The organism is Paenibacillus sp. J45TS6 (assembly GCF_018403285.1).
Classification (GTDB): Bacteria; Bacillota; Bacilli; order Paenibacillales; family Paenibacillaceae; genus Paenibacillus.
The window spans coordinates 454724-479574 of record NZ_BOSJ01000002.1 but is presented as its reverse complement, the minus strand read 5'-3'; the positions used below and the strand labels follow the sequence as shown (position 1 = coordinate 479574).

The 24851-nt window shown below is 42.2% G+C and carries 25 protein-coding genes; 21 read left to right on the top strand and 4 right to left on the bottom strand.

From position 1 onward, the window contains the following. Positions 1-223 precede the first annotated feature (223 nt). The 7 genes from KJS58_RS04820 to KJS58_RS04790 all read left to right on the top strand — a co-directional run bounded on the left by KJS58_RS04820 (position 224) and on the right by KJS58_RS04790 (position 8171). Positions 224-820: a hypothetical protein gene (locus KJS58_RS04820; protein WP_213530941.1), complete on the top strand. Its 597-nt coding sequence runs from the start codon at positions 224-226 to the stop codon at positions 818-820. Positions 821-1066: 246 nt separating this feature from the next. Further along, positions 1067-2548, top strand: coding sequence for a peptidoglycan DD-metalloendopeptidase family protein (locus KJS58_RS04815; protein WP_213530940.1), 1482 nt, complete (start codon positions 1067-1069; stop codon positions 2546-2548). 170 nt (positions 2549-2718) lie between these two features. Further along, positions 2719-3444: a response regulator YycF gene (gene yycF / locus KJS58_RS04810; protein WP_213530939.1), complete on the top strand. Its 726-nt coding sequence runs from the start codon at positions 2719-2721 to the stop codon at positions 3442-3444. Next, positions 3445-5271: a cell wall metabolism sensor histidine kinase WalK gene (gene walK / locus KJS58_RS04805; RefSeq protein ID WP_213530938.1), complete on the top strand. Its 1827-nt coding sequence runs from the start codon at positions 3445-3447 to the stop codon at positions 5269-5271. It begins immediately after the preceding gene. Continuing rightward, on the top strand, positions 5268-6551 hold the full coding sequence (locus tag KJS58_RS04800) for a YycH family regulatory protein (RefSeq protein ID WP_213530936.1): 1284 nt from the start codon (positions 5268-5270) through the stop codon (positions 6549-6551). The genes walK and KJS58_RS04800 overlap by 4 nt, the downstream gene beginning before the upstream one ends. Before the next feature lie 60 nt (positions 6552-6611). Then, positions 6612-7358, top strand: a complete 747-nt coding sequence (gene yycI, locus KJS58_RS04795; RefSeq protein ID WP_213530934.1) for a two-component system regulatory protein YycI — start codon at positions 6612-6614, stop codon at positions 7356-7358. A 6-nt stretch (positions 7359-7364) separates the two neighbouring features. Further along, complete coding sequence (locus KJS58_RS04790; protein ID WP_213530932.1) at positions 7365-8171, top strand: MBL fold metallo-hydrolase; 807 nt, start codon at positions 7365-7367, stop codon at positions 8169-8171. On the opposite strand, the gene KJS58_RS04785 is transcribed toward KJS58_RS04790, so the two are convergent. Then, positions 8140-8346: a hypothetical protein gene (locus KJS58_RS04785; protein ID WP_191802428.1), complete on the bottom strand. Its 207-nt coding sequence runs from the start codon at positions 8344-8346 to the stop codon at positions 8140-8142. The genes KJS58_RS04790 and KJS58_RS04785 overlap by 32 nt on opposite strands. 469 nt (positions 8347-8815) lie before the next feature. On the opposite strand from KJS58_RS04785, the gene KJS58_RS04780 reads away from it, so the two are divergent. From KJS58_RS04780 to KJS58_RS04765, 4 genes are all read left to right on the top strand, one after another. Beyond that, complete coding sequence (locus KJS58_RS04780; protein ID WP_213530930.1) at positions 8816-10063, top strand: S1C family serine protease; 1248 nt, start codon at positions 8816-8818, stop codon at positions 10061-10063. Positions 10064-10353: 290 nt separating this feature from the next. Further along, entirely contained in the window at positions 10354-10521 is a 168-nt protein-coding gene (locus tag KJS58_RS04775; RefSeq protein WP_160035581.1) for a CxxH/CxxC protein, read from the top strand. 187 nt (positions 10522-10708) lie between these two features. After that, positions 10709-11188 carry a 23S rRNA (pseudouridine(1915)-N(3))-methyltransferase RlmH gene (gene rlmH / locus KJS58_RS04770; protein WP_213530928.1) on the top strand — a complete coding sequence of 160 codons (480 nt, stop codon included), beginning with the start codon at positions 10709-10711 and terminating at the stop codon, positions 11186-11188. Between the two features lie 61 nt (positions 11189-11249). Next, positions 11250-11621, top strand: coding sequence for a hypothetical protein (locus KJS58_RS04765; protein ID WP_213530926.1), 372 nt, complete (start codon positions 11250-11252; stop codon positions 11619-11621). Positions 11622-11865: 244 nt separating this feature from the next. Here the strand turns inward: KJS58_RS04765 and KJS58_RS04760 are convergent, their stop codons facing one another. Continuing rightward, a complete protein-coding gene (locus KJS58_RS04760) occupies positions 11866-13218 on the bottom strand; it encodes an MATE family efflux transporter (protein ID WP_213531075.1) in 1353 nt (450 codons plus the stop codon). Positions 13219-13348: 130 nt separating this feature from the next. Between KJS58_RS04760 and KJS58_RS04755 the strand changes: the two genes are divergently transcribed. From KJS58_RS04755 to KJS58_RS04745, 3 genes are all read left to right on the top strand, one after another. After that, entirely contained in the window at positions 13349-14032 is a 684-nt protein-coding gene (locus KJS58_RS04755) for a TetR/AcrR family transcriptional regulator (protein WP_213530924.1), read from the top strand. A gap of 106 nt (positions 14033-14138) precedes the next feature. After that, positions 14139-14762 (top strand): NAD(P)-dependent oxidoreductase, encoded by a 624-nt coding sequence (locus KJS58_RS04750; RefSeq protein WP_213530922.1) that lies wholly within the window; start codon positions 14139-14141, stop codon positions 14760-14762. Between the two features lie 405 nt (positions 14763-15167). After that, positions 15168-16265, top strand: coding sequence for a hypothetical protein (locus tag KJS58_RS04745; RefSeq protein ID WP_213530920.1), 1098 nt, complete (start codon positions 15168-15170; stop codon positions 16263-16265). Positions 16266-16544: 279 nt separating this feature from the next. Here the strand turns inward: KJS58_RS04745 and KJS58_RS04740 are convergent, their stop codons facing one another. Then, positions 16545-17057, bottom strand: a complete 513-nt coding sequence (locus KJS58_RS04740) for a DUF421 domain-containing protein (RefSeq protein WP_213530918.1) — start codon at positions 17055-17057, stop codon at positions 16545-16547. 320 nt (positions 17058-17377) lie between these two features. Here KJS58_RS04740 and KJS58_RS04735 point away from each other — a divergent pair, with 320 nt between their 5' ends. The 3 genes from KJS58_RS04735 to KJS58_RS04725 all read left to right on the top strand — a co-directional run bounded on the left by KJS58_RS04735 (position 17378) and on the right by KJS58_RS04725 (position 19860). Beyond that, positions 17378-17923, top strand: coding sequence for a 50S ribosomal protein L25 (locus tag KJS58_RS04735; protein ID WP_213530916.1), 546 nt, complete (start codon positions 17378-17380; stop codon positions 17921-17923). Between the two features lie 197 nt (positions 17924-18120). Further along, positions 18121-19104 (top strand): alpha/beta hydrolase, encoded by a 984-nt coding sequence (locus tag KJS58_RS04730; protein ID WP_213530914.1) that lies wholly within the window; start codon positions 18121-18123, stop codon positions 19102-19104. 48 nt (positions 19105-19152) lie between these two features. Next, entirely contained in the window at positions 19153-19860 is a 708-nt protein-coding gene (locus KJS58_RS04725) for a DNA alkylation repair protein (protein WP_213530912.1), read from the top strand. A gap of 85 nt (positions 19861-19945) precedes the next feature. Here the strand turns inward: KJS58_RS04725 and KJS58_RS04720 are convergent, their stop codons facing one another. Next, positions 19946-20701 carry an SDR family NAD(P)-dependent oxidoreductase gene (locus KJS58_RS04720; protein ID WP_213530910.1) on the bottom strand — a complete coding sequence of 252 codons (756 nt, stop codon included), beginning with the start codon at positions 20699-20701 and terminating at the stop codon, positions 19946-19948. Between the two features lie 300 nt (positions 20702-21001). Between KJS58_RS04720 and KJS58_RS04715 the strand changes: the two genes are divergently transcribed. The 4 genes from KJS58_RS04715 to KJS58_RS04700 all read left to right on the top strand — a co-directional run bounded on the left by KJS58_RS04715 (position 21002) and on the right by KJS58_RS04700 (position 24767). Continuing rightward, the gene (locus KJS58_RS04715; RefSeq protein WP_213530908.1) at positions 21002-21736 is read left to right on the top strand and encodes an SDR family oxidoreductase; all 735 of its coding nucleotides are present in this window, start codon (positions 21002-21004) and stop codon (positions 21734-21736) included. 22 nt (positions 21737-21758) lie between these two features. Further along, positions 21759-22340 (top strand): DapH/DapD/GlmU-related protein, encoded by a 582-nt coding sequence (locus KJS58_RS04710; RefSeq protein WP_213530906.1) that lies wholly within the window; start codon positions 21759-21761, stop codon positions 22338-22340. 277 nt (positions 22341-22617) lie between these two features. Further along, positions 22618-23289 (top strand): DUF4956 domain-containing protein, encoded by a 672-nt coding sequence (locus tag KJS58_RS04705; RefSeq protein WP_213530904.1) that lies wholly within the window; start codon positions 22618-22620, stop codon positions 23287-23289. An 11-nt stretch (positions 23290-23300) separates the two neighbouring features. Then, a complete protein-coding gene (locus tag KJS58_RS04700; protein ID WP_213530902.1) occupies positions 23301-24767 on the top strand; it encodes a CotH kinase family protein in 1467 nt (488 codons plus the stop codon). Positions 24768-24851 lie beyond the last annotated feature (84 nt).

The window sequence follows — 24851 nt, the reverse complement described above, 5'->3', positions numbered from 1 at the left end:
ATAGATGCCCTTGTCTTCCATCTACCTTTAATTAGGTAGGTGTGAAGTCGAGGGCTTTTTTGTGCTCGAAGTAAAACTTATTCTTATCCCTAGTAAAATATAAAAAAATAAGGATAGAATAGAGCCACATGCGTCAATACTGATTTTATACACTTCTATGATTCCTACTTCTCTAAAGAGGGGCAGGGAGGAAAGTGAATTGATCAGTAGGAGGCCTTTAATCATGAGATGGCTGAAATGGTGCGGAAAAATAGTAATAACGGTCATGCTGGTAAGCACACTTACATTGCTGACAACAGGACTTATTGTGCAATCTTATGTAGAATCTCTGCTATCTAGTTTTAATATCGCATGGGAGGGACAACCGACAGGCCTAACTTCTATTTTTCAAGGTGCTTTAGGAATGAACTCTAGCAATACGAGTGAAAGTACAGAGGAGCAGAAAAAAACACTTGATGACACAGCGAAAAAACAGAGCAGTAACTCACCTGAAAGTTTGAGTGGTGGGAAGGATTCAGCCCCTGATTTAGCGGAAAGTCCTGATGAAGGTACGGAAAATCCAGAAGAAACAAAGGACCCTGTGGTTATGTCACAAGATGCTATGGCTGAATATAAGGACACCATTCCGAATGAAGAAAAGACAGAGGTTTTTGATTTGTTGATGAACAAAATACCAACCGATGAGATGCAATTGATAGCGAGTAATATGGAAAACGGCATTACAGAACAAGAACTGCAAGATATGGAACAGGTGATAGCGAAGTACCTTACGGAAGATGAGTATAAGCAGCTTATGGCCATATTGACGCCAGAACAATAGAGGAAAGTTCAGGAAACCCGCGCTTGTCGCGGGTTTTTGGCATGTTTTCCCGTGTTGCTAGAGAAGGAAAACCTGTGGTAGAGTATACAAGTGTATAAAAGGTTAAAATTTTGACACTTTTACACAAATATGAAGTTCAGCTATGAAATTGAATGAAATGACTCATAAGTATGTCATAAATAACAAATAATACACCGGTGACAATAACCATCATACCTAAGGCGTGTAAGAATAAAGGAGAGAATCATGAGCAGTTCGAAAGACAACACGAATACATCGGTTTCCATAACTAAAAAGATTTTTATGAAACCGCGCAAATGGTTTTTGCTTACTGCAGCAGGTTTTTTTATGATGATATCTGTAGGATTTGCAGGTCATCAGTTACTCACGACTCCGTATTACAACGTATATGTGAAGGATGAACTGATTGGTACCTTATCTAGTGAAGAAGAGCTGCTCTCGCTATACGATCAGAAGAAACAGGAATATGAGAAGAAATATCCCGATGTTACTATGAAGCTGAATACAGAGGCGATCTCGCTTGAGAAGATCCGTACGAGTAAGCCGGTAAGCATCACCACAGAAGAAACGCTAGCTAAGCTAGATGGAATGATTACGGCTTATGCAGAAGGCGCTGAACTTAAAATAGGAGACAAAGTGATCGCGATTGTAAAAGATCAGGAAACAGCGGATCAGATTCTGGAGCGCGTAAAAGATATGTATATTCCGGCGGAGGCAAAGGCTGAGTCTTTAGATACGGGGTTAAAAGTGAAATCGGTCGCTGCTTTTACTTCGTCAGAAGAAGAGACATCGAAGGCCAAAGAAGAGCAGGTTACACTCGCTTCTATACAGCTTAAGGAAGAAGTAGCAGTTGAAGAAGTGACAGCTGACCCAAATAAAGTGTTAACAGAAGAGGAAGCAATAAAGCTTCTTACCGAAGGAGTGGAAGAAGAGTTTCCTTATCAGGTTAAGGAAGGCGACACCTTATCCTCCATAGCTAAGACTCACCAAATGACACTAGCTGAGATTCGTTCCCTTAACCCAGACATTAAAAATGACTTCATTAAGGTCGGACAACAGATCAATCTACTTGCACTGAGAACAGCACTTACGGTAACAACGGTAGAACATGTGGTTGAAGAAGTCATTACCGAACCACAGGTAGAGGTTCGCAAAAGCGACGAGCTTAAATCAGGAGTAACCAAAGTAGTCCGTGAAGGGAAAACAGGACGAAAACAAATGAGCTACCGGATTACCAAAGAGAATGGCGAAGTCGTTAAAGAAGAATGGCTTGGACAAGAAGTATTGGAAGCTTCGGTAACTGAGATTGTAATACAGGGAACGAAAGTTACCGGGGAAGGCAGTGGTGTGTTTACCTGGCCCGTATCGAATGCGGTCATAAGCAGCAGTTTTGGACAACGATGGGGAAGACAGCACAAAGGAATTGACCTTGTCGGAGATCGTTCGATTAAAGCATCAGACGAGGGAGTCGTTACTTTTGCCGGACAGCAAAGCGGGTATGGTAACGTCATTATTATTAATCACCGTAATGGCTACGAAACCGTGTATGGACACTTAAACAGCATCGATGTGAAAGTAGGCCAGATTGTTGAGAAAGGTGAAATCATCGGTGTGATGGGAAATACCGGTCGCTCGACAGGTACACACCTTCATTTTGAGATTAAAAAAGACAGTGTTGCGCAGAATCCAATGAAATATCTGCCGTAAAATAGGAAAGCATGGTCTGTATAGAGACAGATCATGCTTTTTTATGTGAGAAAGGAGACCTTTTCACCTAGTGAATCTGCCGGTTTAGGTGTGTTAAAATAGATCGTATTAAGCAGATAAACGAGACCGAGGTCTTTTTCACAAAATAAACGTTGGAGCGGAGCGATTGTATGCAAGGAAAGATTCTCGTAGTGGATGATGAACAACCAATCGCAGATATCCTTAAATTTAACCTGGAGAAAGAGGGATATCAGGTTACTTGTGCCTTTGACGGCATACAGGCTGTAGAACTTGCATTGTCTGAACAACCGGATTTAATTTTGCTGGATTTAATGCTCCCAGGTAAGGACGGAATGGATGTCTGCCGGGAAGTAAGAGCGCAGCTTGAAACCCGCATTATTATGCTGACGGCTAAAGATTCGGAGATTGATAAAGTGTTAGGACTTGAACTGGGAGCGGACGATTATGTCACGAAACCATTTAGCACAAGAGAGCTACTGGCCCGGGTAAAAGCGCAGATGCGCAGACAACAAAAACCACAAATTCAAGTGGATTCCTCATCTTCGGCAGAAGAACCGCAGGGGCTGAAGTTACATGATCTTTATTTTGATACAGATATGTATACGGCTTACAAAGGCGGAGCAGCGCTTGATCTGACCCACCGCGAATATGAACTGCTCTATTATATGGCCAAAAATGCAGGCAAAGTGATGACGAGAGAACATTTGCTGCAGGCGGTATGGGGGTTTGAATATTTTGGTGATGTGCGGACAGTGGATGTGACGATTCGGCGCCTGAGAGAGAAGATTGAAGAAAATCCAAGCAAACCGGAAACAATTGTGACACGCAGGGGACTTGGTTATTTGATTCGAGGTTCAAAGAGCGGAGTTTTGTAGATGAAGTGGACTTCTTTTTTTCGTACTGTCCAAGCCAAACTGATTATTGTATACGTACTTCTCATTCTGGTAGCAATGCAGCTGATTGGTGTCTACTTTGTTAGTGCGATGAAAACGTCGCTGACCAGCAATTTTACAGAAGATTTGCATGCACGTGCAGAAATGCTGTCTGTACTTGTAGCGGAGACACTCGTAACCGGAGACGGTGATGCCGGTGAAGAACGAACCGAAAGTCTAGGGACACTGGTTAATAACCTTTTTAATATTAGCGGTGCAGAGATTCAAGTACTTGATGCAAGTGGTCGTGTACTGACGACAACCCTTAGCTCGCACAACAATTACATAGGCCGTAAAAATACACAAACCGTGGTCAGCCGTGCACTGCAAGGGATTCGGGATAATGAAGAAAATGTGATTGATGAAGATAATGTACGTAAAAAAGTAGTAGCCAAGCCTGTCTCCTCCGGAGGGAAAATCGTCGGTGCTGTCTATATTGCGGCTTCGATGAACGAATTATACACAACAATGGAGCGGATCAATAATATTTTTATATCCGGAGTCATGATCGCGCTTGGTCTAACTGCTGTGCTCGGTGTCATTCTATCACATACCATTACGGCCCCGATCAAGGAACTAACACGAAAGGCAAATGCCGTGGCGGAAGGGGATTTCCGCACCAAAATGCCAGTGCATGGAACCGATGAGATCGGGCAGCTTAGTAAAGCTTTTAATTATATGACAAGCCGTTTACGAACGGCACTATCTGAGAACGAAGAGGAAAAAGAAAAGCTGTCCTCTATTCTTGCTAATATGAGTGACGGGGTTGTCGCTACGGACGAACTTGGACGTATTATTCTAGTGAATAAACGTGCCAGTCTCATGCTGGGCGTCGAAGAATCTGCAATGACCGGAAGGCATTTTGCTGTCCTGCTCGGACTTGATGTGGAGGAAGCGGAGACGATGCTGAGCGGCATTACAGCTTCTACGCTTTTGCAAATTCATCCCCATGGTCAGGATGGATCACTCGTGATTCGTGTGACGTTCACCCCTGTCCATCGGCGAGGGCATGGCGGAACAGGCACCATTATTGTGCTTCAGGATGTGACGGAACAGGAAGAGCTGGAAGCATCACGGCGTGAGTTCGTGGCCAATGTGTCCCATGAGCTGAGAACTCCGCTGACAACGATTAAAAGCTATGCAGAAGCACTCGATAATGGAGCGATTGAAGATCCTGAACTAGGAGGACGTTTTGTTGGGGTAATCCAAAATGAAACGGAGCGGATGATCAGACTGGTTACCGATCTCCTTCATCTGTCAAGGCTTGATTCTAGTGAAGCCCCTCTGCGTAAGCAGCTTACTCCAATCATCGATGTACTGGAAGAGGTGGCGGATCGCTTCTCATTCCAGATGCAGCAGAAGCAGATGAGTATTGCAGTTATTGTAGAGCGGGGAGTTCTGGAAGTACCCATGGATCGGGATCAGATCGATCAGCTTCTCGATAATCTGGTATCCAATGCCCTCAAATACTCAAATGAGGGAGGAAGTGTCACCTTGGCTGCTTCCCTTGTAGAAAAAGGGGTAGCTATATCGGTTGAGGATACCGGGATCGGCATTCCTAAAAAAGATATTGAACGTATCTTCGAAAGATTCTATCGTGTTGAAAAGGGAAGAGCCCGCAGTATGGGCGGTACGGGGCTCGGTTTATCGATTGCCCGGGAAATCGTCAAAGCACATGGCGGGGACATTGAACTTGAGTCTGAGTTTGGAAAAGGAACAAGAGTTACGTTCATTCTGCCTCTTGTACAGGAAGAGAGGGGCTATTCATGAAGGAAGGTCTGAAAAACACGGTATTAGTACTGCTGATCACAGCCAGTCTTGTTCAGAGCTATTTTCTTATTTACCGTCTGCCCGGAAGTTACTCCATCGTGAATAGTGAATCAAACTACATCAAGACCGAGAATATGGGTCAGGAAAAGCGAGTGGAGAATCTATTATTTCCTGATCAGATGATTATTCATATGGGAAAGGATAAGCATACGATTTTTTATCCGGAATCCACCTTCTATCAGCTCATCTATTCACGGCTCCAAGGCCGTAATTTTGGAAATTTTGAAAGGCAGAGCGTAGATTCTGCGGATTGGGAGGAACTGAAGAAGAAGCATCCGGGCATTGAGCTGTCATTTGATGGCGGTATACCTGTATCCCTATTGCAGCGAGTTATGCAGCTTGATCCGGATTCTCTTTTTCAGGCGGAAACGATTCATAAGATTTGGATCTATACTACCGATAAGGACCCGAAGGTACACGCTCTGTTCTTCAGCGCGCGGGGGGATGTCGTTTATGAGGCGTCGGATGTGGATTTAACGGTACAGGATGTATTGCAGCATGTTGATTTTGGGACGGGCTGGACTCCTTATCAGCTAACTGAGGCCGGATACTATATTCCAGAAGAACCGCTCGAAGTACTCCAAGTAGAGATTCCAACAGGTCAGTATACGGTAGAACAAATGCAGCGCAGTCTATTCTTTGACCCAAGTATGACGCGAAATATTCAGGAGAAAGATGGATCGGAAATTTATACAGACAGCAAGCGAAGTTTGCAGGTGAAATATAACCAGCGCTGGATCAGTTATAATGACCCTGCGGCTGTGCTGACGAGTGAAGTAGACCGGACGAAGGACGTGCTTGCAGCGGTTGATTTTGTGAATCAATATGGCGGTTTTAACGGGACCTACCGGCTTACAATGAATACGGAGAATCAAAGTACGGAGATCAATTTGCTTCCCTATTATGACAGCTATCAGATCCTGGATCTGCCGCAGTATGGATTTGAGCATATATATCTTGATGTGCAGAAAGAGTCTGTCGCTACTTACGAACGTTCCCTGCTCTATTTAAGAGAGGGAGAAGAGATCGATAAGCAGATGGTAGAGCTTCCTTATGGGGAAGAACTGGAACAGCAGATCAAAGAAGCCGCTGGAGATACGGATGTGGTTAGTGTATACCCCGCTTATCATCCACTGCCAACGGAGGCAGGAATGAAACTTGTCCCTGTGTGGACTGTTAAACTGAGTACAGGGGAAGTAAGGATGCTGGAGACGAAGTAAAAAGTGGTTAACCCTTGGACTGGCCTGCACAGGTGGTCTATAATGAAATGAGGTGAAAAGATGGACTTTGGCCGTGCCAAGAATGTATTAATATATGCTTTTCTGCTGCTGAACCTGGTTCTAGGTTATCAGTTGTGGGTGGATGCACGGGAATCGGCCGGCTCAAGTCTTGATTATACTTCTCTTGGTGACAGTACACAGCGACTGATGGAAGAGAAGGGAATTCAGATTCTTGCGCCCATTCCAAGCGACACACCTGTTATGCCAAAGCTGACCTATCGATATCTTAATGGGGACAAGGCAGCGGGAATCGTGCAGCTTGATCAGCCTATTGATAGTAAACTTGTATTCTCTGAAAAAGAGATGGCGGCTGCGCTGAAAAAGACAATTCCAGATATCGACCAGTATAAACTGGACCCGCTTGCGAATCTGGATGCTTCAGACCGATTTATTTTACATCCGCTTGCGGAGCAAAAATGGCCTCTTTTTCACGTGAATTTAGAGTTATATTATTCAAATCAGAAAATAACAGCTTACCGGCAATCACCGATTGAGATGTCAACATTCGAAGAAGAACAACAAGTGCTTCCGGCTTCCAAGGCACTTGGCACGCTGGTCGAGCTCTTTTTACCGAATGAAGCGGTCGTACAGGATATCACGCTTGGATATTATGGTGAGGAGTTTAACTCGGACAGCCAAGTGGCAGCCCCTGCGTGGAGATTTGTGCTCGAAGGCGGGCAGACCTATTATGTTCAGGGCATCAGCGGAGAGGTGATTAGTCCGAAGACAGAAAAACCGGAGGAGTAATGAGTTATGGGGATACGTTTTACCGTGTTGTCGAGTGGTTCGACAGGGAATGCGACGGTCGTTCGTAATGATGATACGGCTTTATTAATAGATGCAGGACTCAGTGCGAAGCGAATCGATGAACTCATGCTAGAGCGGGACATGCTGGGGTCACAACTGGACGGAATTTTAGTTACACATGAACATTCAGACCATATTCGGGGTCTTGGTGCGGTAGCGCGGAAATATAATTTACCGATCTATGCGAACACGAACACATGGAAAGCGATGCACAAATCGATTGGTAAAATCGCTGAGGAAAATATTCGAATTTTGGAGAGCGGAGAGGTAACAGAGTTTAAATCACTTCGCGTGGAGTCGTTTGGTATTTCTCATGATGCAGCAGAGCCTGTAGGTTACTCTTTCTATGATGGGAAAGAAAAACTTAGTGTGGCAACCGATCTTGGCTACATGAGTGATAAAGTTCGCGATGCGATCTCAGATGCAGATGTCATGGTATTAGAGGCCAATCATGATATTGATATGCTGCGAATGGGACGATACCCATGGAATACCAAAAGACGGATTATGGGCGACCTTGGTCACCTGTCTAATGAAGCAGCAGGTGCTGCCCTTAGCGAACTGATGAATGGAATTACGAAACGTGTATATTTGGCTCATCTGAGCCGTGATCATAATATGATGGAACTCGCCAAACTTACGGTACGAAATGCAATGGAAGAACGAGGATGTTTCTATAAGGATAGCGAATTCCAACTTTGTGAGACGTATTATGACCGGCCTACACCGTGGGATAAGGTGAGTTCTCCATAAAGCTGTCGAGGTCGGCAGCTTTTTTTTCTACCTCTTCCCGGGTAAGGATGTTTTTTTCGATAAGCAGCTCAATGATGGTACTTAACGCAAGCGTGTTGCGGTAATGCTCTTCTTTGAGATCCGCTAATTTGGCGGCAAGACCGACCTCTTCCATAGCCGTGTATACACGATTCATCATGATACCTCCTTCTGATTTGGGCAGCGAATTATATGAAACTTTCAGCGAGTCTAGTAAGCTCTTAATTGTATTGTAGTCAGACAGGGGCAAAAACATTCCTGTTTTTTCCTGTTTCTTGAGGAGTAAGGGTCATGCTATGCTAGAAAAGCTTTTTTATGGAGTTTCATTTTGGTATAAAAATGGGAATAAAGACCTTGTTTTTTCGGCTTGTGTGGTCAAAAAATGAGGTTTATAATCCATTTACGTTGCCGCGCTTAAAGCGGTAAAATGATGGTGATATATGTAATAGAGACTGATTTCTTACCCTTTTTTCGAAACTTTTTCGTTTCATATGTGTTAACTATAGTAGAGAAGATATGAGACCTGTAGCAATTTTTATAGATAATAATTCATGTGAACAGAGAAATAAGCACGTATTAAGGCAGTAAACGGTCTTGATGCAAGTGATACGAGGGGAGAGAATCCAATGGGATTGTTTGACGATGAGTTTTATTCCACCAAAGTATCAAAACGGACCGGAAATCTTCCAAACCGAATTAGAGTCAGCCGCAAAAGATGGTGGCCGAAAACAGTAAAGAATACGGAATCTTCCACGTTTTCAACGATTCAGGTTGCTGTAATCAGCTCGGTGATCAGCGCCATTGTATCTGTGACTTTATTTGCGTGGATTGTATATCCAGGAGATACACAAATGGCTTTTGCCGGACAAAGTTCTTATGCAAGCGGAGGGACTGACTCTTACGAGACACAAATCATGCAAGCGGGAGATAAGGTTCGTCCGGCTGTAGTAAGTATTGTGAGCCATAAAGACGTTGAAGGTTCTAAAATTTCGGATTCGGCTTTAGGGTCGGGCGTTATTTTTAAAATTGAAGGTAAAAAGGCATATATCATGACCAATCATCATGTTGTCGATCGTGGGGAGAACCTAGAAGCTGTAACTGTAGATGGTGTATCTAAGGAAGCAGAACTGATCGGTAAAGACCGAATCAGTGATATTGCTGTGCTGTCCATTGATAGCAGTGGAATTAATACAGCAGTGGAGCTCGGAGATTCTACCAAACTGCGCCGAGGTCAGACCGTACTTGCCATCGGAAACCCATTAGGACTTGGCGGTACGATGACAAGAGGGATTGTAAGCTATATTGATCGTCAGATTCCGGTCTCTATTAACCAGGATGGAGTCTATGACTGGGAACAGTCTGTCATTCAGACGGATGCTGCCATTAATGAAGGGAACAGCGGTGGTGCTCTGGTTGATTTAGAGGGGAATTTGGTTGGTATTAATACGATGAAGATTGCGGATACTGGTGTAGAAGGGCTTGGATTTGCAATTCCAACGCATGATGTGATGACGATTGTCGATGATCTGATGGTGGATGGAAAAGTATCTCGTCCTTATCTCGGTGTCTACACCGTAGATTTAACCAGCCCCTACGCTCCGCTCGATAAAGAACAGCGGGAAGAGATGAAGCTGCCTGATTCCGTTGAGGAAGGCGTGATCGTGCTCGAATCATCCGGTCCAGCGGACGAAGCGGGACTTAAGATGAATGACGTCATTGTGGAGTTCGATGGAAAGAAAATTAAATCAACACTCGATCTGCGTAAACACCTGTATGAGAAGAAGAAAATTGGCGAGGAACTCAAAATAAAGTTTTATCGTGATGGGAAGCTGACGGAAGTTTCCACTAAGCTTACAGATAAACCTAATGAATAGCACCAAAGCGAAAAACGGTTTTCCCCAGGCAGGTGGAAGCCGTTTTTTATTTGCTCATCATGCATGGCGGGTTACTCGATCTGGGAAGGCTAAACACAGGCAGCAGCAAAGGTCACGATGAAAAGTCCTATTCTACCCAATTGTTAGGGGAGAAAAAGGATAAAGGGTTTCTTTTCACGCGCAGGTATGGTAGAACAAGAGAAGGAGCATGTCCAGATGTGAGGGCGTTTGCCTCAAGGCATAAGGACACAGCCGTAAGAAGGGTAAAGACAGAAAGGATGCTTGAGTGAATGTACACCGTATGTAAAGATCATGTGGAGCATGCCATTGACCAGTTTGTTGATGAATTCGAGGATGCACCCGATATTGTAGATTTGAAAGAAACCGAATTCTCCGACTGGGACCCGCCGGTAAAGTGCTCAGAATGTGATAACAACGCGGAGTTCCTAGTCGTATAAGAGGTTCATGCTTCGCACGGATATAGTTGAATAGTAAACATGGGGAGAGCGTGAGGTTTGCGCTCTTTTTGTTTGTATATATAACGTAGATGGTAAGTGGATTAAGAAGATGAGCAAAGGTATAAATTAAGCGTGGATGTTAGTACATAACGGTGAATAGCCGTGTTATATAGGAGGTATGTAGAATATGTTTATTCAAATTATTAGTGTAGGGAAATTAAAAGAAAAGTATCTAGTGCAGGGCATCCAGGAGTATGCAAAACGTCTTGCTCCTTATATCAAGTTCCAGGTGATTGAAGTTCCGGATGAAAAAGCACCCGAAAACATGAGTGATGCGGAGATTCAGAATGTGAAGGACCGTGAGGGTGAGAAGATCCTTGGTCATATTAAAGGGGATGCCCACGTGATTGCGTTAGCACTGGATGGTCAGCTGTGGAGTTCGGAAGATTTAGCTGCGGAGATCGATAAGCTCGGTACTTATGGGACAAGTCATATCGTCTTTGTGATTGGCGGTAGCAATGGGTTGTCGAATGCGGTGCTTCGCCGTGCACAACAGCGTCTGAGCTTCGGGCGAATGACTTTACCGCATCAGCTCATGCGTCTTGTGCTCGTGGAGCAGATTTACCGCGCGGTGAAGATTAACCGCGGGGAACCGTATCATAAGTAGGGCGAAATGGAATACCACTGCTAAATCTAAAATTAGCATTCGTGTTGAAAGGAGAATGAAGATGGCCGTAAAGTTTACCTTGAAATATACGGATGGAGATTTTATTGAAAATATAGAAATTCCAATTTATGAAGTGTATCGCAAGGGTACCTCTTTTCAACTGTACCATTTAAATCGCAACCCTGCTCTTATTGAACACAAAGAAGTGTTGGTTATCGATGAATCGGGGATTGCACCGGAGAGTATGTTTAAAAGTGTTACAGAATTTTGTGAAGAAATTTTTCCTTATTTATTGAATAGAAAAAGGGAGTCATTATTTCTATTTGGGGAGTACTATGATGCACAGAAAGATAAGATGATAGACATTGATGATATTGAGATTACCTGTTTAATAGGCGGGACAGCCACCTTACAAGAAGAAGAGAAAAAGTAGTCTAGGATTTACAGAGCTAGTAACTGAGGAATCTGAATCAATAGAAGGAAGATATAATCGATGTTAAAAACACGGCATATTTCCTCAAGCAGTCTGAAATGTACCTCATCAAGTTTCTTGAGGGAGAGTTATAGGCTTCCTTTATCTGAGGTTTTACGAACCGGGGAAACCAAGCTATTAAAAATAAATTGAAGGCAGGATCAGGGAGTAAACTGATTCTGCCTTTTTGCATGTTCTATGTTTTTTACTGTACTAAGCTATCCAAATCAGGCTGTAATTTGTTCCGCAAAACATACATCATGATGGCACCAACAAGGAATGCGACAGTATCTGCAATGACAAGCGACCAGACCACTCCGTGAAAGCCATTCATATGATTGGCTATATAGAGCACAGGAATCAGAGTAATTCCTTGAATAATTGACATAATAAATGCTGCAGTTCCTTGCGCTGTTGCCTGGAAGATCCCCATAAATAACGTGGTCATTCCTGAAACGAATAAGGATAAGAATGTTACATGCAGAATGTAGCTGCCCATTTCAATTAATTGCGGGTCATTCGTAAATAAACCAATTAGGTTATCGGAAATGAAATAGACGATGATGCCGAACACGACGGCTAACCCCATAATGGCTTTGAACGTGAATCCAATCGTCTGCTTCATGCGTAATTTATTCGCTGTAAAAGAGAAGGCAATAAGCGGCACGACTCCCTCGCATAATCCCATCAGTATAAACTCAGGCAATTGCAATAAACGAGATGAAATTCCGTATGCTGCTACGGCCATATCACCATATTCGACAAGAAAATGGTTAAAGATGAGCGACATTGCACCCATGAAGATACTCATAATAAAGACAGGAGTTCCAATTTTGAATACATTGCCTAGAATGTCCTTGGTAGCCTTGAACCAGTTTACGGATATCGTTAAAAATTGACTCTTGTATCCCATATGGAAGGCGTAGAATACACTCGCAACCAAGTTGGAGACGACTGTAGCGGATGCAACGCCGATTATGCCCCAATGGAAGACGAAAATGACTAGCGCGTCGAGGATAATATTTACGACAACACTGAGAATCATACCGATCATCGACGTGATTGCTGCACCTTCTGAGCGTACGATATTTTCCAGTGTAAAGAACAATACGACGAATGGTGAGCCGATAAGCATAACTGTGACATAGTCCTTCGTAAATCGGAAGGATTCGGGTGTTGCCCCTAATCCTTGAACAATGGAATCAATTAACGGGAGGCCGACAGCCATCATGATAAGACCGAGAACTAAGCTGCTGTAAAAAGCGAATGAAGATACATGTTTTACCTCATCATATTTTTTCTCTCCTAGCAAACGGGAGATGAACGTACCGCTGCCCACCCCAATCAGGTTGCCTAGCGCCATAATGATCGCGAATAACGGTAAGGTTAATGCGAGAGCGGTTAACACGGCAGTATTGTGGAGCGTACCAAGGAAGTAGGCATTCAAGATGGAATAGATGACACTCATTGACGTGCCTAGCATCATCGGTACTGCAAAGTGAGCTACGGCTTTTGCAACCGGTGCTTTTTCGAAATAATGGAGGTTTTCTGCATCCATGTGGATCACTTCTTTCTTTTTCATGATTATCTAACAGTGTTAGTTTGAGTCTAACAGTGTTAGATGGTATCATGAACTTATGAATCTGTAAAGCATAAACTTACACTGTTAGATAAAAGGGCGGATATCAATGAAAAAAAAGCAACAGCCTCAAATTTCGGAAGATAAGATTTTGGAAGCCTCGTGGGATCTCTTAGGAGAGGAGGGAATTGAGAAATTCAGTATGAGACGATTAGCCGACAGGCTAGGGATTCAGGCTCCCTCTCTGTACTGGTATTTCAAGGGCAAACAGGATCTCTACCAGCGTTTAGCTAACCAGGTATCTAAAATAATTCTGGAGGAGTTTCACTCTGAAGGGGATTGGAAGGAACAGCTGACTGCGCTTGCAGTAACAGTACGGAGCGTGCTTAGCCGCTATCCCTGCTCTACGCAGCTTATGATGATGACGCTGCCCCATGAACCGGACATCATTCGTTACACCAACCGCATGCTTCTTTGTGTAGAATCGACACCGCTTGAGCAAGAGGAGAAAATACAAGTGGTTACTACGCTTGCGAACTATGTTTACTACTTCGTTCTAGATGATTACCAGCATGAGCGCAATGTCACCGCCATCCTTAAGGAACAGAAGCCACTTCCGGGTGAGGAGATGATCCGTCTTCTGGACTCCATGAGCGAAGCGGAAGCAGGACTATTTCGGAGCATGTTCACAAATGGGCTGTTCAAGCTGATGGGGACGGATCGTGCGTTTGATTTCGGATTAAAGCTGATTCTTCTCGGGATTGAGCAGGTGATAAAAGAGCAGGAGAAGTAGAATGCAAAAACCGCTCATCCGGCTACTGGATAGCGGTTTTCAATTAAGATTTACTTTGATATTATCAAGAAGTGTAAAAAATGATCGGAAAGAAAGGTGAAGGGCTATGAAAATTATTGTTTTCGGAGCAACGGGCGGTGTAGGTCAGTCTGTCGTGAAGCAGGCAGTAGAGAATGGCTTTGAGGTAACAGCATTTGTACGGACACCAACACCAACAAAGCTGGAAGTTACACACGATAATTTAAAAATTATAAAAGGAGATGCTTTCAACCAAGCAGAAGTCGCAGCAGCAATTGCTGGTCATGATGCGGTCGTGTCATGCTTAGGCTCTAATCAAGGGATGAAAAAATCAACGGATCTCCAAGAGATGGCGAAAAATATTGTCACTGGCATGCAGGAACATGATGTGAAACGAATCGTCTACACCGCATCTGCAGGAATTCATAAAGAACTACCAGGGATAAGCGGGAAACTGATCATGAGAATGCTTAAGAATACTCTAGCAGATCACAGGGCTGCTACGGATTATATTGAAGCGCATGGACTGAACTACACCATTGTGAAACCCTTGGGCTTAACCAATCGTCCCCTTTCAGGAAAGTACAGAGAATCTACGACGAGTGTACCAAAGAACTCAAGATCAATACCACGTGCTGACGTGGCACATTTTATTCTCAAAGCATTAGCTAATGCAGAATATGAAAACACATCGATTGGAATTGCTACTTAGAAAGCAACAAAATTCTACTGACTTCGAGAAGTAGCGGAAGACCCGTATGGCTCAGGACGAAAAGGTCCTGCTGGGTCACCCAGAGCTGACTGCAAATGCTGATTGCCATCGCAAGTCGGTTACGCCGCGGTGAACCGCATCTAAGTAAACAAAAAATTTATTCTGTATAAATACGTGTTGCAGTTAATATAATGGTCTAGTCGAATCCATTACCTGCAATTACAATAACTTGGACTGGATTCTGCTGTATTGTTGTCGAAATTATACTCGGCTTTCAGACAGATGGCAGTTCCGCAATAAAGTCAGGAAGTTACATTTTTTTACGAAAAACCCATATATGTGATTCGAAAATCAATAACAGGTTTAAGAGTAACTTATTATACATAAGGAAGAGGAGAGAACAAATTGAGAAAACAAAGTAAACGTAGTACCGGCAAGGTACTCATTATTTTGCTGTTAACTGTTCTTTTTATTTCAGCCTGTAATTCAAGTAACAACGGAAGTAATACATCCAGTGGTGGCAAAGAGGGAAAAATTTTTACTTCTAAAGACGGGCAAGTCCAGTTAACTTTGGATGAGGTATGGGTAGAGGACCCAGCTCTTAATGAACAGGCCATTCTGGCAGTTTCCGAAAGAAAAAATGAAAAGTATGCAATAGTAAATTCTCTTCTGAAATCGAATATGGCGGACGGTGCTACATTAGATGATTTCAAAGCTATATTTATGAATAACATTGACTTGTCTATAACAAATGCGGAGGAATCTAACAACAAAACAATAAATGTGGATTCTACTGAAGCTCAGCTATTTGAAATTACCGGTGAGGCGCAGAAGGTGAAAGTCCATTATTTAGTAGCTTTACTTGAAAAGGGCGGCTCTTTCTATCAAATTATTACATGGTCTACACAATCTAAATTTGAAGCTAACAAAGAAGAGCTTTTACAGGCGATTGAATCATTTAAGGTATTAAAGGAAACACCAACAACTCCAGCATCTACATCTACTTCGCCCCCTGAATCTACAGATCCTAACAACAAAGACGATCAGAATACAGAAGTAACCACCATGACGAGCGATGACAAGAAGGCAGAGATTACGATTCCTGCTTCTATGTCATACGAACTTGAGCTGTCTCCTGATGCTGACATTCAAGCATCACGTATGCAACAAGAAGAATATATGATGGTTCTCCGTGAGGGTAAGGATACTTTTGCCGATAACTTTACTTTGACTGATTATTCTACAGCGGTTACTGACTCCATGTCTCAAGCATTATTGAATGCCACTCTAACAGAACCTAAGGAAATTGAGGTCAATGGACAGCCAGCTGTACAATTCGAGCTAAGTGGGGAAATCGACAAAATTAAAATTAGCTATCTGATCACACTTGTAGAAACCGACGGTAACTTTACTCAATTGTTATTTTGGACTCTTCAAAATCGGATGGATGAAAAACGCGACATGTTCATCAATGCTGCTAGTACGTTTAAAGAGGTTCAATAATCCATACTATTTATGCAGACGGAATAAGACTCTGACTCCAAAGAACTGGAGCTCAGAGTCTTACCTTTTTTTTCATCTTTATTTCAGTTATAGGCTAGCAAATGGTAGGTCGTATTATTACGATACAAAATAGAGAGAAAGGTGTCCGAGCTAAACTGCAAGAGGGAAGGACACCTTCATGACGTGTATTGAGGTAAGAAGATCTTATTACCGTTTTTGTATTGCATGTTAAATGTCTTATTACTGTACTAAACTAGCGAAATCTGCGCTGTTCCCGTCTTAAGATTCCTCACCCAGGTCATCTAGCAAATCGGCTCGGGATTCGTTTGATGAAGAAATAATGGATAGCTTCCCATTGCTTTCAAGAACAACGAAGCTTACCTCATCCATAGTTTGAATACCTTGGTTCCTGGCAGCTTGGTAAATATCCTCTCTGTTGATTCTTGCTTTTTTCATAGCGCTTCTGATATAAACGCCTTTGTAACACAGTAATTGAGGGTCTGATGTCAGCATTTCACGAAACCAAGGTTTTCTTAAAGAAAGCTGTGATAACAGAAACTGCATTCCAATCAGCAGAGCCAAGGCGGTTAAACCTTCACTCAAGGATATTTGCTTATTTAAGACTACCGAAGAGAGAATGGAACCGAGCGCAACCGAAACGGTAAAATCAAAAGCGTTCATTTGAGAAAGCGCTCGTTTGCCAGACAGTCTTACCATAAGAATAAGCGAGATATAACTTATAATACCGATAATAACAACTCGAAACAGATCCATCCAAGTATTAAAAAACATTACAATCTCCTTTATAGATGAGTATTATTTAAGTTATTACCCTGGATCCCATGTGATGGAACAATGTATTATAGAATAGTAATTCATCGACATTAATAACAATATATGGTATGGTTGGTGAAACCCATAGGCATTCCACTCACCCAGAGCGGAGTGCTTTCGTCTATATTTGTGGGTTTTTTACATTAATGTATTACTATCTACCCGAAAAAGGATGGAGGTCGTGATGCTGTGTTTCTCTATTGGTCCCCACTCAGGGGCGGTTCGACGGCTGCTATTAATGCGCGCTAAGATCACTCATTGAAAAGGAGAGGTAGAGCATGGCTACATACATTCATACAGAAAGACGTCCGCAATTGAATCCTTCTGGACTACGTAATTTACGTCGGGAGGGGCGTTTGCCAGGGGTTGTATTCGGGAAAAACGCAGACAATCAAATTATTCATATATGCACCAAACAATTTGAAAAGTGGATAAAGAAGGGGGCTTCTGGATTTATTGAACTGAAGATCGAAGGCGATCATTCGTTTATCGTTCTGTTGGAAGATCTTCAACGGAACCCAGTAACCCGTGCACCTTTGCATGTCGATTTTCAGCTTGTTCAAACCGATGAGATCATTCGGACGAAGCTAGGGGTCAAGATCATAGGTATTCCTGCCGGAGCGAAGTGGGGTGGAGTTGTGCAAATCCAAGACCCGTATGTGGAAGTGGAGGCACTACCGAAAGACCTGCCGTCTATAGTTGAGCTGGACATCAGCGCGATGGAAATCGGAGAAACGCTCTTCGTGAAAGACCTGGTTCTACCGCCTGAAGTGACAGTTATCTCCGGTGATAACGAACTCCTTGTATCGGTGTCGAAGCCTTAATGTCTATGAAGCTGTTTTCATCTGTGAAGTGTCTTTAAATAGCTAGATATAATATGTATCAAGCAGTTTGATGAAATGAGTCCGGTAATTATACCGGGCTCATTTTTATTTATGTCTTCAAGTGGTCTATAGTGTTTAATATAGTCTTTTGATTCCGGAGTTCTATATTGCATGAAATCGAAAAAAGAGGTGATAAGATGAAAGTGACGACCGATATGATCGATAAGCAACTGCGATTCAGAGGAAAGCTGTTCGATTCACTGATGAAATCGAAGAGTGAACAGAAATGGCAGAAGGCGATGTATAAATTGAAGAAGCGATCGGATCGATCAGCGGGAAAGAACATCGAGGGTCTTCATTGCAGCGAAGAGTGGATAACGCGAAGAGACGGCTCGAAGCTGCGAATTCGGATCTATAAGCCGCTTGGAGACACTAGCCAAGTACCTGGCGTTCTTTGGATTCACGGCGGTGGCTATGCAATGGGCATCCCGGAGATGTTTGGTGGAGCGTACAAACGACTAATCCATGCCAGTCCGTGTGTTGTTGTTGCACCCGATTACCGTCTATCCATTGAAGCCCCATATCCTGCTGCACTGGATGACTGTTACGACACGCTTTTGTGGATGAAAAGTCATGCCAAGGAGCTCGGTATAAGAGAAGACCAGCTGATGGTTGGAGGAGAAAGCGCAGGTGGCGGACTTACGGCTGCTCTTACGTTGTACGCAAGAGACCAGGAAGAGGTCAGTATCGCTTTTCAAATGCCGATCTATCCGATGATCGATGACCGAATGGATACCGAATCTGCCAAAGCTAATCATGCGCCAATCTGGAATTCTGATTATAATCTGTGGGCATGGAAGCTGTACCTTGGGAAGTTATACGGTGGAGATGTGCCTCCATATGCAGCTGCCGCAAGGGCAACGGATTACAGCAATTTGCCGCCAACCGTTACTTTTGTTGGAGACATCGAACCGTTCAGGGATGAAACTATTCAATATGTAGAAAACCTGCGGAGTGCTGGAGTACCGGTCGAATTTAAAATGTTCCAAGGCTGTTATCATGGCTTTGATATCATCCATCCGAAAGCGCAAGTGAGCAGGGAGGCTCATTCCTTTTACATCAACGCATTCAAATATGCGGTGAAGCATTATTTTGCGAAGCAGCCAACGGACAGAGTCTGAATGGAACATATACAATCATATAAACCTTTAAAAAAGGAAGTGCGGACAATGGATCTAGAAATGGTCATGCAAGAGCTTGAAGCTCTCGGCAAGGAACGAACCAAGAAAATATATCAGTCGAATGGTGCGCACGAACCGCTTTTTGGTGTGGCGACAGGAGCGATGAAGCCGCTCTTTAGAAAAATAAAACGTAACCAGCCATTGGCTGAGGAACTTTATGCTACAGGAAATTACGATGCTATGTATTTTGCAGGGATGATTGCTGATCCTAAAGTGATGACGGAGAAGGACTTTGAGCGTTGGATAGACCGAGCTTATTTTTATATGCTATCGGATTATGTAGTCGCCGTAACTTTGGCAGAAACGGATATTGCACAAGAAGTTGCTGATAGGTGGATTGCAAGCGATGTAGAGCTAAAAATGTCGGCAGGGTGGAGCTGCTACTGTTGGCTGCTCGGCAATCGTCCAGATGGTGAATTTTCGGAAGAGAAAATAGCTGCTATGTTGGATCTTGTGGCAAGCACCATTCATGATGCACCTGAACGTACAAAATATGCGATGAACAATTTCATTTATACTGTGGGAGTATCCTATCTGCCTCTTCATGAGAAGGCGGTCACAATCGCGAAGGAAGTAGGACCGGTGGAGGTTAATGGTAACAACAATAAAACCAAGCTTTTGGATGCTTCTGTTAATCTGCAAAAGGCGATAGATAAGGGGCAACTCGGTTTTAAACGAAAATATGTAAGGTGCTAGTGTTCTAATAAGAAGACAGCCCTCATTACGTTTGAGGACTGTCTTTTCACATATTATTGGGCAGAGGATCCGCCACCGATGATAATTAACGTAATTTAATAGATCCGCCATCGACCATAATAGTCTGACCTGTAATATAAGCAGAATCCTCACTTGCCAAGAATACCGCTACTCGTCCGATATCATTTTCGAGTTCGCCAAGTCTTCTCATCGGGATCTTAGCAAGCATGCCTTGATAGTACTCAGGGTTCTCTTCTGCCCACTCAATCAATCCAGGCGATTTTGCGATCGGTGCAATGATGTTCACATTGATACCGAATGGACCAAATTCATTTGCCGCTACGCGAGTAGCTGCACGAATGGCTTCTTTTGCAACTGCGTATGACACTTGATTAACGTCCCCATTAATACCAGCACCGGAAGCAAAGTTGATGATATTGCCTTTTGTTTCTTTTAAATAAGGAAGTGCGGCTTGCATCAAGTAGAATGTTGGGTAGAAACCGGTTCCAAAAGATAAATCGAAATCTTGCTGTGTTGTATCTGCAATCGAATTCATTCGGGAGGCGTGTGCATTATTGACTAAGATATCAATTTTTCCGAATTTTTCAGCTATCATTTTAACGATATCAGCTAATTTATCATGTTCTGTTAGATTCGCTTCAATAAAGATAGATTCAGGAGCATATTCTTGCAATTCTTTAATTGTTAGCTCCCCAGCTTCCGCATTCAAATCGATAATGGCTACGGTTGCTCCTTCTTTAACATAGGCAGTTGCTATTCCTTTACCAATACCACCGGCTGCTCCTGTAATGATGGCGATTTTTCCTTCCAGTTTTCTCATCGTTGTCGTCTCCTTTTGTAGAAATAAGGTTTTCATAAAAAAAGATGCCTTATCTCTCAACATAAATGATATCCACTTTATTCGAAATCTTAAAATACACTTACTTTTATAAAGTTGTATATTCCACAACAATAACGCTGCCCATACGCTTATGTCAAATATTGTGAGAGTAATCCTTTGTTTCTCTGTTGGTATGCCTAAAAAGCATAAGAGTTTATTTTATATAGGCATTGGATATTTAGTTCCTATCATCCTATGATTTTATTGAAAACGGTTAAATGGATGAGGGAGGAATTATAGATGGCTATACAAGACAAGGTGATTATTATCATGGGGGCGTCTAGTGGGATTGGAGAAGCAACCGCAAAAATATTGGCGAATAAAGGCGCTAAATTAGTATTAGCAGCACGTAGAGAGGAAAATCTAAAGAGAATCAAAGAATCTCTTCCTGATGCATCCATTGTCTATAAAAAAGCGGATGTCTCAAATTATGATGACGTACAGCAGGTTATTGATTTAGCCCTTACCGAATTTGGCAGAATCGATGTGCTTTTTAATAATGCAGGGATCATGCCGACGGCACCACTAATTGAGACAAAACGTGATGAGTGGAAAAAGATGCTCGATATCAATGTAATGGGCGTACTAAATGGAATTGCCGCTGCCCTGCCTCGAATGGTTGAACAAGGATCAGGACATATTATCTCAACTGATTCAGTAGCTGGCCATGTTGTCTATCCGGATTCTGCCGTATACTGCGGTACGAAATTTGCTGTAAGAGCAATTATGGAAGGACTACGACAAGAGCAACGGGAAAACAATATCAAATCGACCATTATTTCACCAGGAGCCGTCGAGACAGAGCTTTACAAGACAATAAGCGATAAAAAAGTGGGAGAAGAGTTACATAAAGCCCAAAAGGAATGGGGTCTATCTGCAGAGGATATTGCGCAAGCAGTCGCTTATGTTATTGATACACCGGAGAGAGTATCGGTTAGTGATATGATTATTCGTCCAACAAAACAAGAAGTATAATAAAGGTCAGGTGGGTTCAGCTATGGATATGAAAGCTTTCATCGAATTTTGTAAGGAAGGCAAACCCATTTTAGCCAGCGATAAAGAATTGCATGGGCTATTAATAGAGTGCAGCTACGAAGCCCAAAGGGTAACCATGAAGTTGAATACGTCCTACCACTCGAAAGAAGAAATTGTAGAGATTTTTCGTGAACTGACAGGTACGGAAGTAGATTCATCTTTTACGTGTTTTCCACCGTTTTATACAGACTTCGGCAAAAATATCACCATTGGAAAAAACGTGTTTTTTAACACGGGATGTTCGTTTCAAGATCGAGGCGGGATTAGAATAGGGGATGGTTCACTGATCGGTATGAACGTCACCATTGCTACCCTGAATCATGGATTATCTATAGAAACAAGAAATGGAACGTATCCTTCTCCTGTTGTGATTGGAGAAAATGTATGGATTGGGTCGAGCGCAACGATATTACCCGGGGTAACGATTGGGGACAATGCTGTGGTTGCCGCGGGAGCCGTTGTTACTAAGGATGTGCCCAAAAACACGGTTGTTGCAGGAGTGCCGGCAAAAGTAATTAAGAAAATAGATACAAATCTAAATTAATTTCATCATACTTTTTGTTGCTTTAATCGGAACGATATATGAAATTGATTTACCCAGACAATTTTCAATAATCTCAACCAGTAAAAATACTGCTGATATAAGGATATCAGCAGTATTTTTGTGTATATTTTACATCGAATTTCACATCGTTTTTCATTTGCATTCTCTATTCTTGACGACATTTATTGATGATGCTATCTTAACTACTAGTTATAAAGGATTGGTAGTTTACACCGGTCTATTGTTAATTAATTTTTATTGTTTGGAGTTGTGATTGATGAAAGATGCGTTATATGAACTTTTGTATGGTAGTACCGCTGATGTTACGACTACGCAGCTACTCGGGAATACGTTAGTCGCATTAGCACTGAGTTTAATCGTATTTATTACATATCGGTTCACTTATGGAAGCATTCTGTATAGTAAGAAATTTAATATTTCTCTCATTATGCTAACATTAATTACAACCGTAATTATGAGCATTATTGGCGGAAATATCGCTCTATCCTTAGGGATGGTCGGGGCGCTTTCTATTGTTCGTTTTCGTACGGCGGTTAAAGATCCACGTGATACAGCGTATATCTTCTGGACCATTGCTATCGGATTAGGAGCAGGTTCAGGCAGTTTAGCGATTACTATTATCGGGACAGTTATCATCTCCTTAGTATGCTTTGTTTTTAACTATGGTATTGGAAGTGATGAACGTTATTTAATTATTATCCGCTCTGAAAATATAGACGAATCTTTAGAAAATATAAGAGCGCATATGTTTAAAGTGTGCAGAGGTTATAAATTACGTTCAGAAACGGTAAATGACCAATTTGTTGAACTTGTTTATCAAATCAAGCTAAAAGGCAATGCTTCAACAAAGGAATATGAATATATGAAAAAGATTAAAGGTGTTATTTCAATTAACGTCGTTTCTCAAAATGGAGAAACACTAGAATAGGTGTATGACATATGAACAAAAGAAATAATGGAAGAAAAACGTTGTTGTTCATTATGGTCATATTATTGATTGCTAGTTTTATTGTTGCAATTCCTCGATTGACCTACACTTCTGAATATGGAAACGAAAATTCCGAGAAAAAGGCAACCTCAAATCCTGATGTACATTCATGTGAAGGAGATCACAATTTACCGGTTGTTATTATTGATACCGATGGTCAAAATATTGAAACCATATCGGATTCTTCAATCAATGAAAAGACGGATAGGTATAATGTGGATTTCGCCTTATATGATGTTAATTCTGATGGAACCACCTGTATGGATCCGCAAACAAAACCAGCAATGAAAGAAAAGGTGGAGATTGGTATCAGAGGACAATCTTCACGCATTAATCCCAAAAAACAGTTCTCTCTAAAATTTATGAATGAGACCGGGGGAGAAAAAGATGTATCCCTATTAAATATGCCCAAAGATAATGAGTGGGTATTAAATGGGGTTTCCGCAGACAGTTCCCTGATTCGAAATCATTTAGCTTACCAAGTTTCGGGTGAAATCATGGCATTTGCACCCGAAACACGGTTTGTTGAAGTGTACATCCTTGATGATCAAACAAATGAGATCAACGATGTAAGCTACCGTGGTGTATATATGCTGATGGAGAAAATCACACGTAGTTCTGATCGGGTGAATATAACAAAAACCGATGAGCGTTACACAGACACGAGCTTTATCATTGCTAGGGACAAGATTAAAGTAGGAGAGCCTGTTATAGACAGTTTATGGAGTAGTGTCTTAACAGACCAAATTGTAAGTGCAGATGGTACAGTCAAGAAAAGAAGTAGACTTACGTATGTGTATCCTGGCAAGGCACGAATTACGGACAACCAAAAACAAATCATAGATGACTATATTAATGATTTTGAATTGACCTTGTATTCTCGTGACTTTACTAACAAAAGAAGCGGATATCGAAAATACATTGATGTGAAGTCCTTTGTAGATTATGCGATCATTAACGACTTTTTTAATAATGTGGATGGTGGTGATGTAAGTACATATTTTTACAGAGATATAGGTGGTCGTCTACATGCAGGACCGGTTTGGGATTTTGATTTGATCCTCGGTTTACCTCAAAATTCCCCATATTCTAGTGCAGAAGGATTTAAAATGTTCAACACCACTTGGTTTGATCAGCTTTTTAAGGATCCTTATTTTGTTGATACGTATATAGAAAGATATCAGTTCCTTCGAAAGAATGTATTATCAGAAGAATACTTATATGATTTGATAGATCGTGCGGTTGAAGAACTGGGAGATGCGATCCAGCGAAATCATGCGAAATGGAACGGTACTACTTCGCAAGCAGAAGAGTATGAAAAAGAGATTCAACAAATGAAAGACTATATTGCGAAACGGGCAAGCTGGATTGATCAAAATACAGCTATCTTATACAGAATGAACGAGAGTGATTTGTAAGGGATTGATGTAACTTGCGTAAATTTATGCTAATTGTCTCTAGTATGATATTGATCATCATGTTATTGATATATTTGTTTTTTT

Bases quoted from the DNA above. Each gene is read 5' to 3' on its own strand.
- KJS58_RS04820 (WP_213530941.1), top strand. From the start codon at position 224: ATGAGATGGCTGAAATGGTGCGGAAAAATAGTAATAACGGTCATGCTG.
- KJS58_RS04815 (WP_213530940.1), top strand. From the start codon at position 1,067: ATGAGCAGTTCGAAAGACAACACGAATACATCGGTTTCCATAACTAAA.
- yycF (WP_213530939.1), top strand. From the start codon at position 2,719: ATGCAAGGAAAGATTCTCGTAGTGGATGATGAACAACCAATCGCAGAT.
- walK (WP_213530938.1), top strand. From the start codon at position 3,445: ATGAAGTGGACTTCTTTTTTTCGTACTGTCCAAGCCAAACTGATTATT.
- KJS58_RS04800 (WP_213530936.1), top strand. From the start codon at position 5,268: ATGAAGGAAGGTCTGAAAAACACGGTATTAGTACTGCTGATCACAGCC.
- yycI (WP_213530934.1), top strand. From the start codon at position 6,612: ATGGACTTTGGCCGTGCCAAGAATGTATTAATATATGCTTTTCTGCTG.
- KJS58_RS04790 (WP_213530932.1), top strand. From the start codon at position 7,365: ATGGGGATACGTTTTACCGTGTTGTCGAGTGGTTCGACAGGGAATGCG.
- KJS58_RS04785 (WP_191802428.1), bottom strand. From the start codon at position 8,346: ATGAATCGTGTATACACGGCTATGGAAGAGGTCGGTCTTGCCGCCAAA.
- KJS58_RS04780 (WP_213530930.1), top strand. From the start codon at position 8,816: ATGGGATTGTTTGACGATGAGTTTTATTCCACCAAAGTATCAAAACGG.
- KJS58_RS04775 (WP_160035581.1), top strand. From the start codon at position 10,354: ATGTACACCGTATGTAAAGATCATGTGGAGCATGCCATTGACCAGTTT.
- rlmH (WP_213530928.1), top strand. From the start codon at position 10,709: ATGTTTATTCAAATTATTAGTGTAGGGAAATTAAAAGAAAAGTATCTA.
- KJS58_RS04765 (WP_213530926.1), top strand. From the start codon at position 11,250: ATGGCCGTAAAGTTTACCTTGAAATATACGGATGGAGATTTTATTGAA.
- KJS58_RS04760 (WP_213531075.1), bottom strand. From the start codon at position 13,218: ATGGATGCAGAAAACCTCCATTATTTCGAAAAAGCACCGGTTGCAAAA.
- KJS58_RS04755 (WP_213530924.1), top strand. From the start codon at position 13,349: ATGAAAAAAAAGCAACAGCCTCAAATTTCGGAAGATAAGATTTTGGAA.
- KJS58_RS04750 (WP_213530922.1), top strand. From the start codon at position 14,139: ATGAAAATTATTGTTTTCGGAGCAACGGGCGGTGTAGGTCAGTCTGTC.
- KJS58_RS04740 (WP_213530918.1), bottom strand. From the start codon at position 17,057: ATGTTTTTTAATACTTGGATGGATCTGTTTCGAGTTGTTATTATCGGT.
- KJS58_RS04735 (WP_213530916.1), top strand. From the start codon at position 17,378: ATGGCTACATACATTCATACAGAAAGACGTCCGCAATTGAATCCTTCT.
- KJS58_RS04730 (WP_213530914.1), top strand. From the start codon at position 18,121: ATGAAAGTGACGACCGATATGATCGATAAGCAACTGCGATTCAGAGGA.
- KJS58_RS04725 (WP_213530912.1), top strand. From the start codon at position 19,153: ATGGATCTAGAAATGGTCATGCAAGAGCTTGAAGCTCTCGGCAAGGAA.
- KJS58_RS04720 (WP_213530910.1), bottom strand. From the start codon at position 20,701: ATGAGAAAACTGGAAGGAAAAATCGCCATCATTACAGGAGCAGCCGGT.
- KJS58_RS04715 (WP_213530908.1), top strand. From the start codon at position 21,002: ATGGCTATACAAGACAAGGTGATTATTATCATGGGGGCGTCTAGTGGG.
- KJS58_RS04710 (WP_213530906.1), top strand. From the start codon at position 21,759: ATGGATATGAAAGCTTTCATCGAATTTTGTAAGGAAGGCAAACCCATT.
- KJS58_RS04705 (WP_213530904.1), top strand. From the start codon at position 22,618: ATGAAAGATGCGTTATATGAACTTTTGTATGGTAGTACCGCTGATGTT.
- KJS58_RS04700 (WP_213530902.1), top strand. From the start codon at position 23,301: ATGAACAAAAGAAATAATGGAAGAAAAACGTTGTTGTTCATTATGGTC.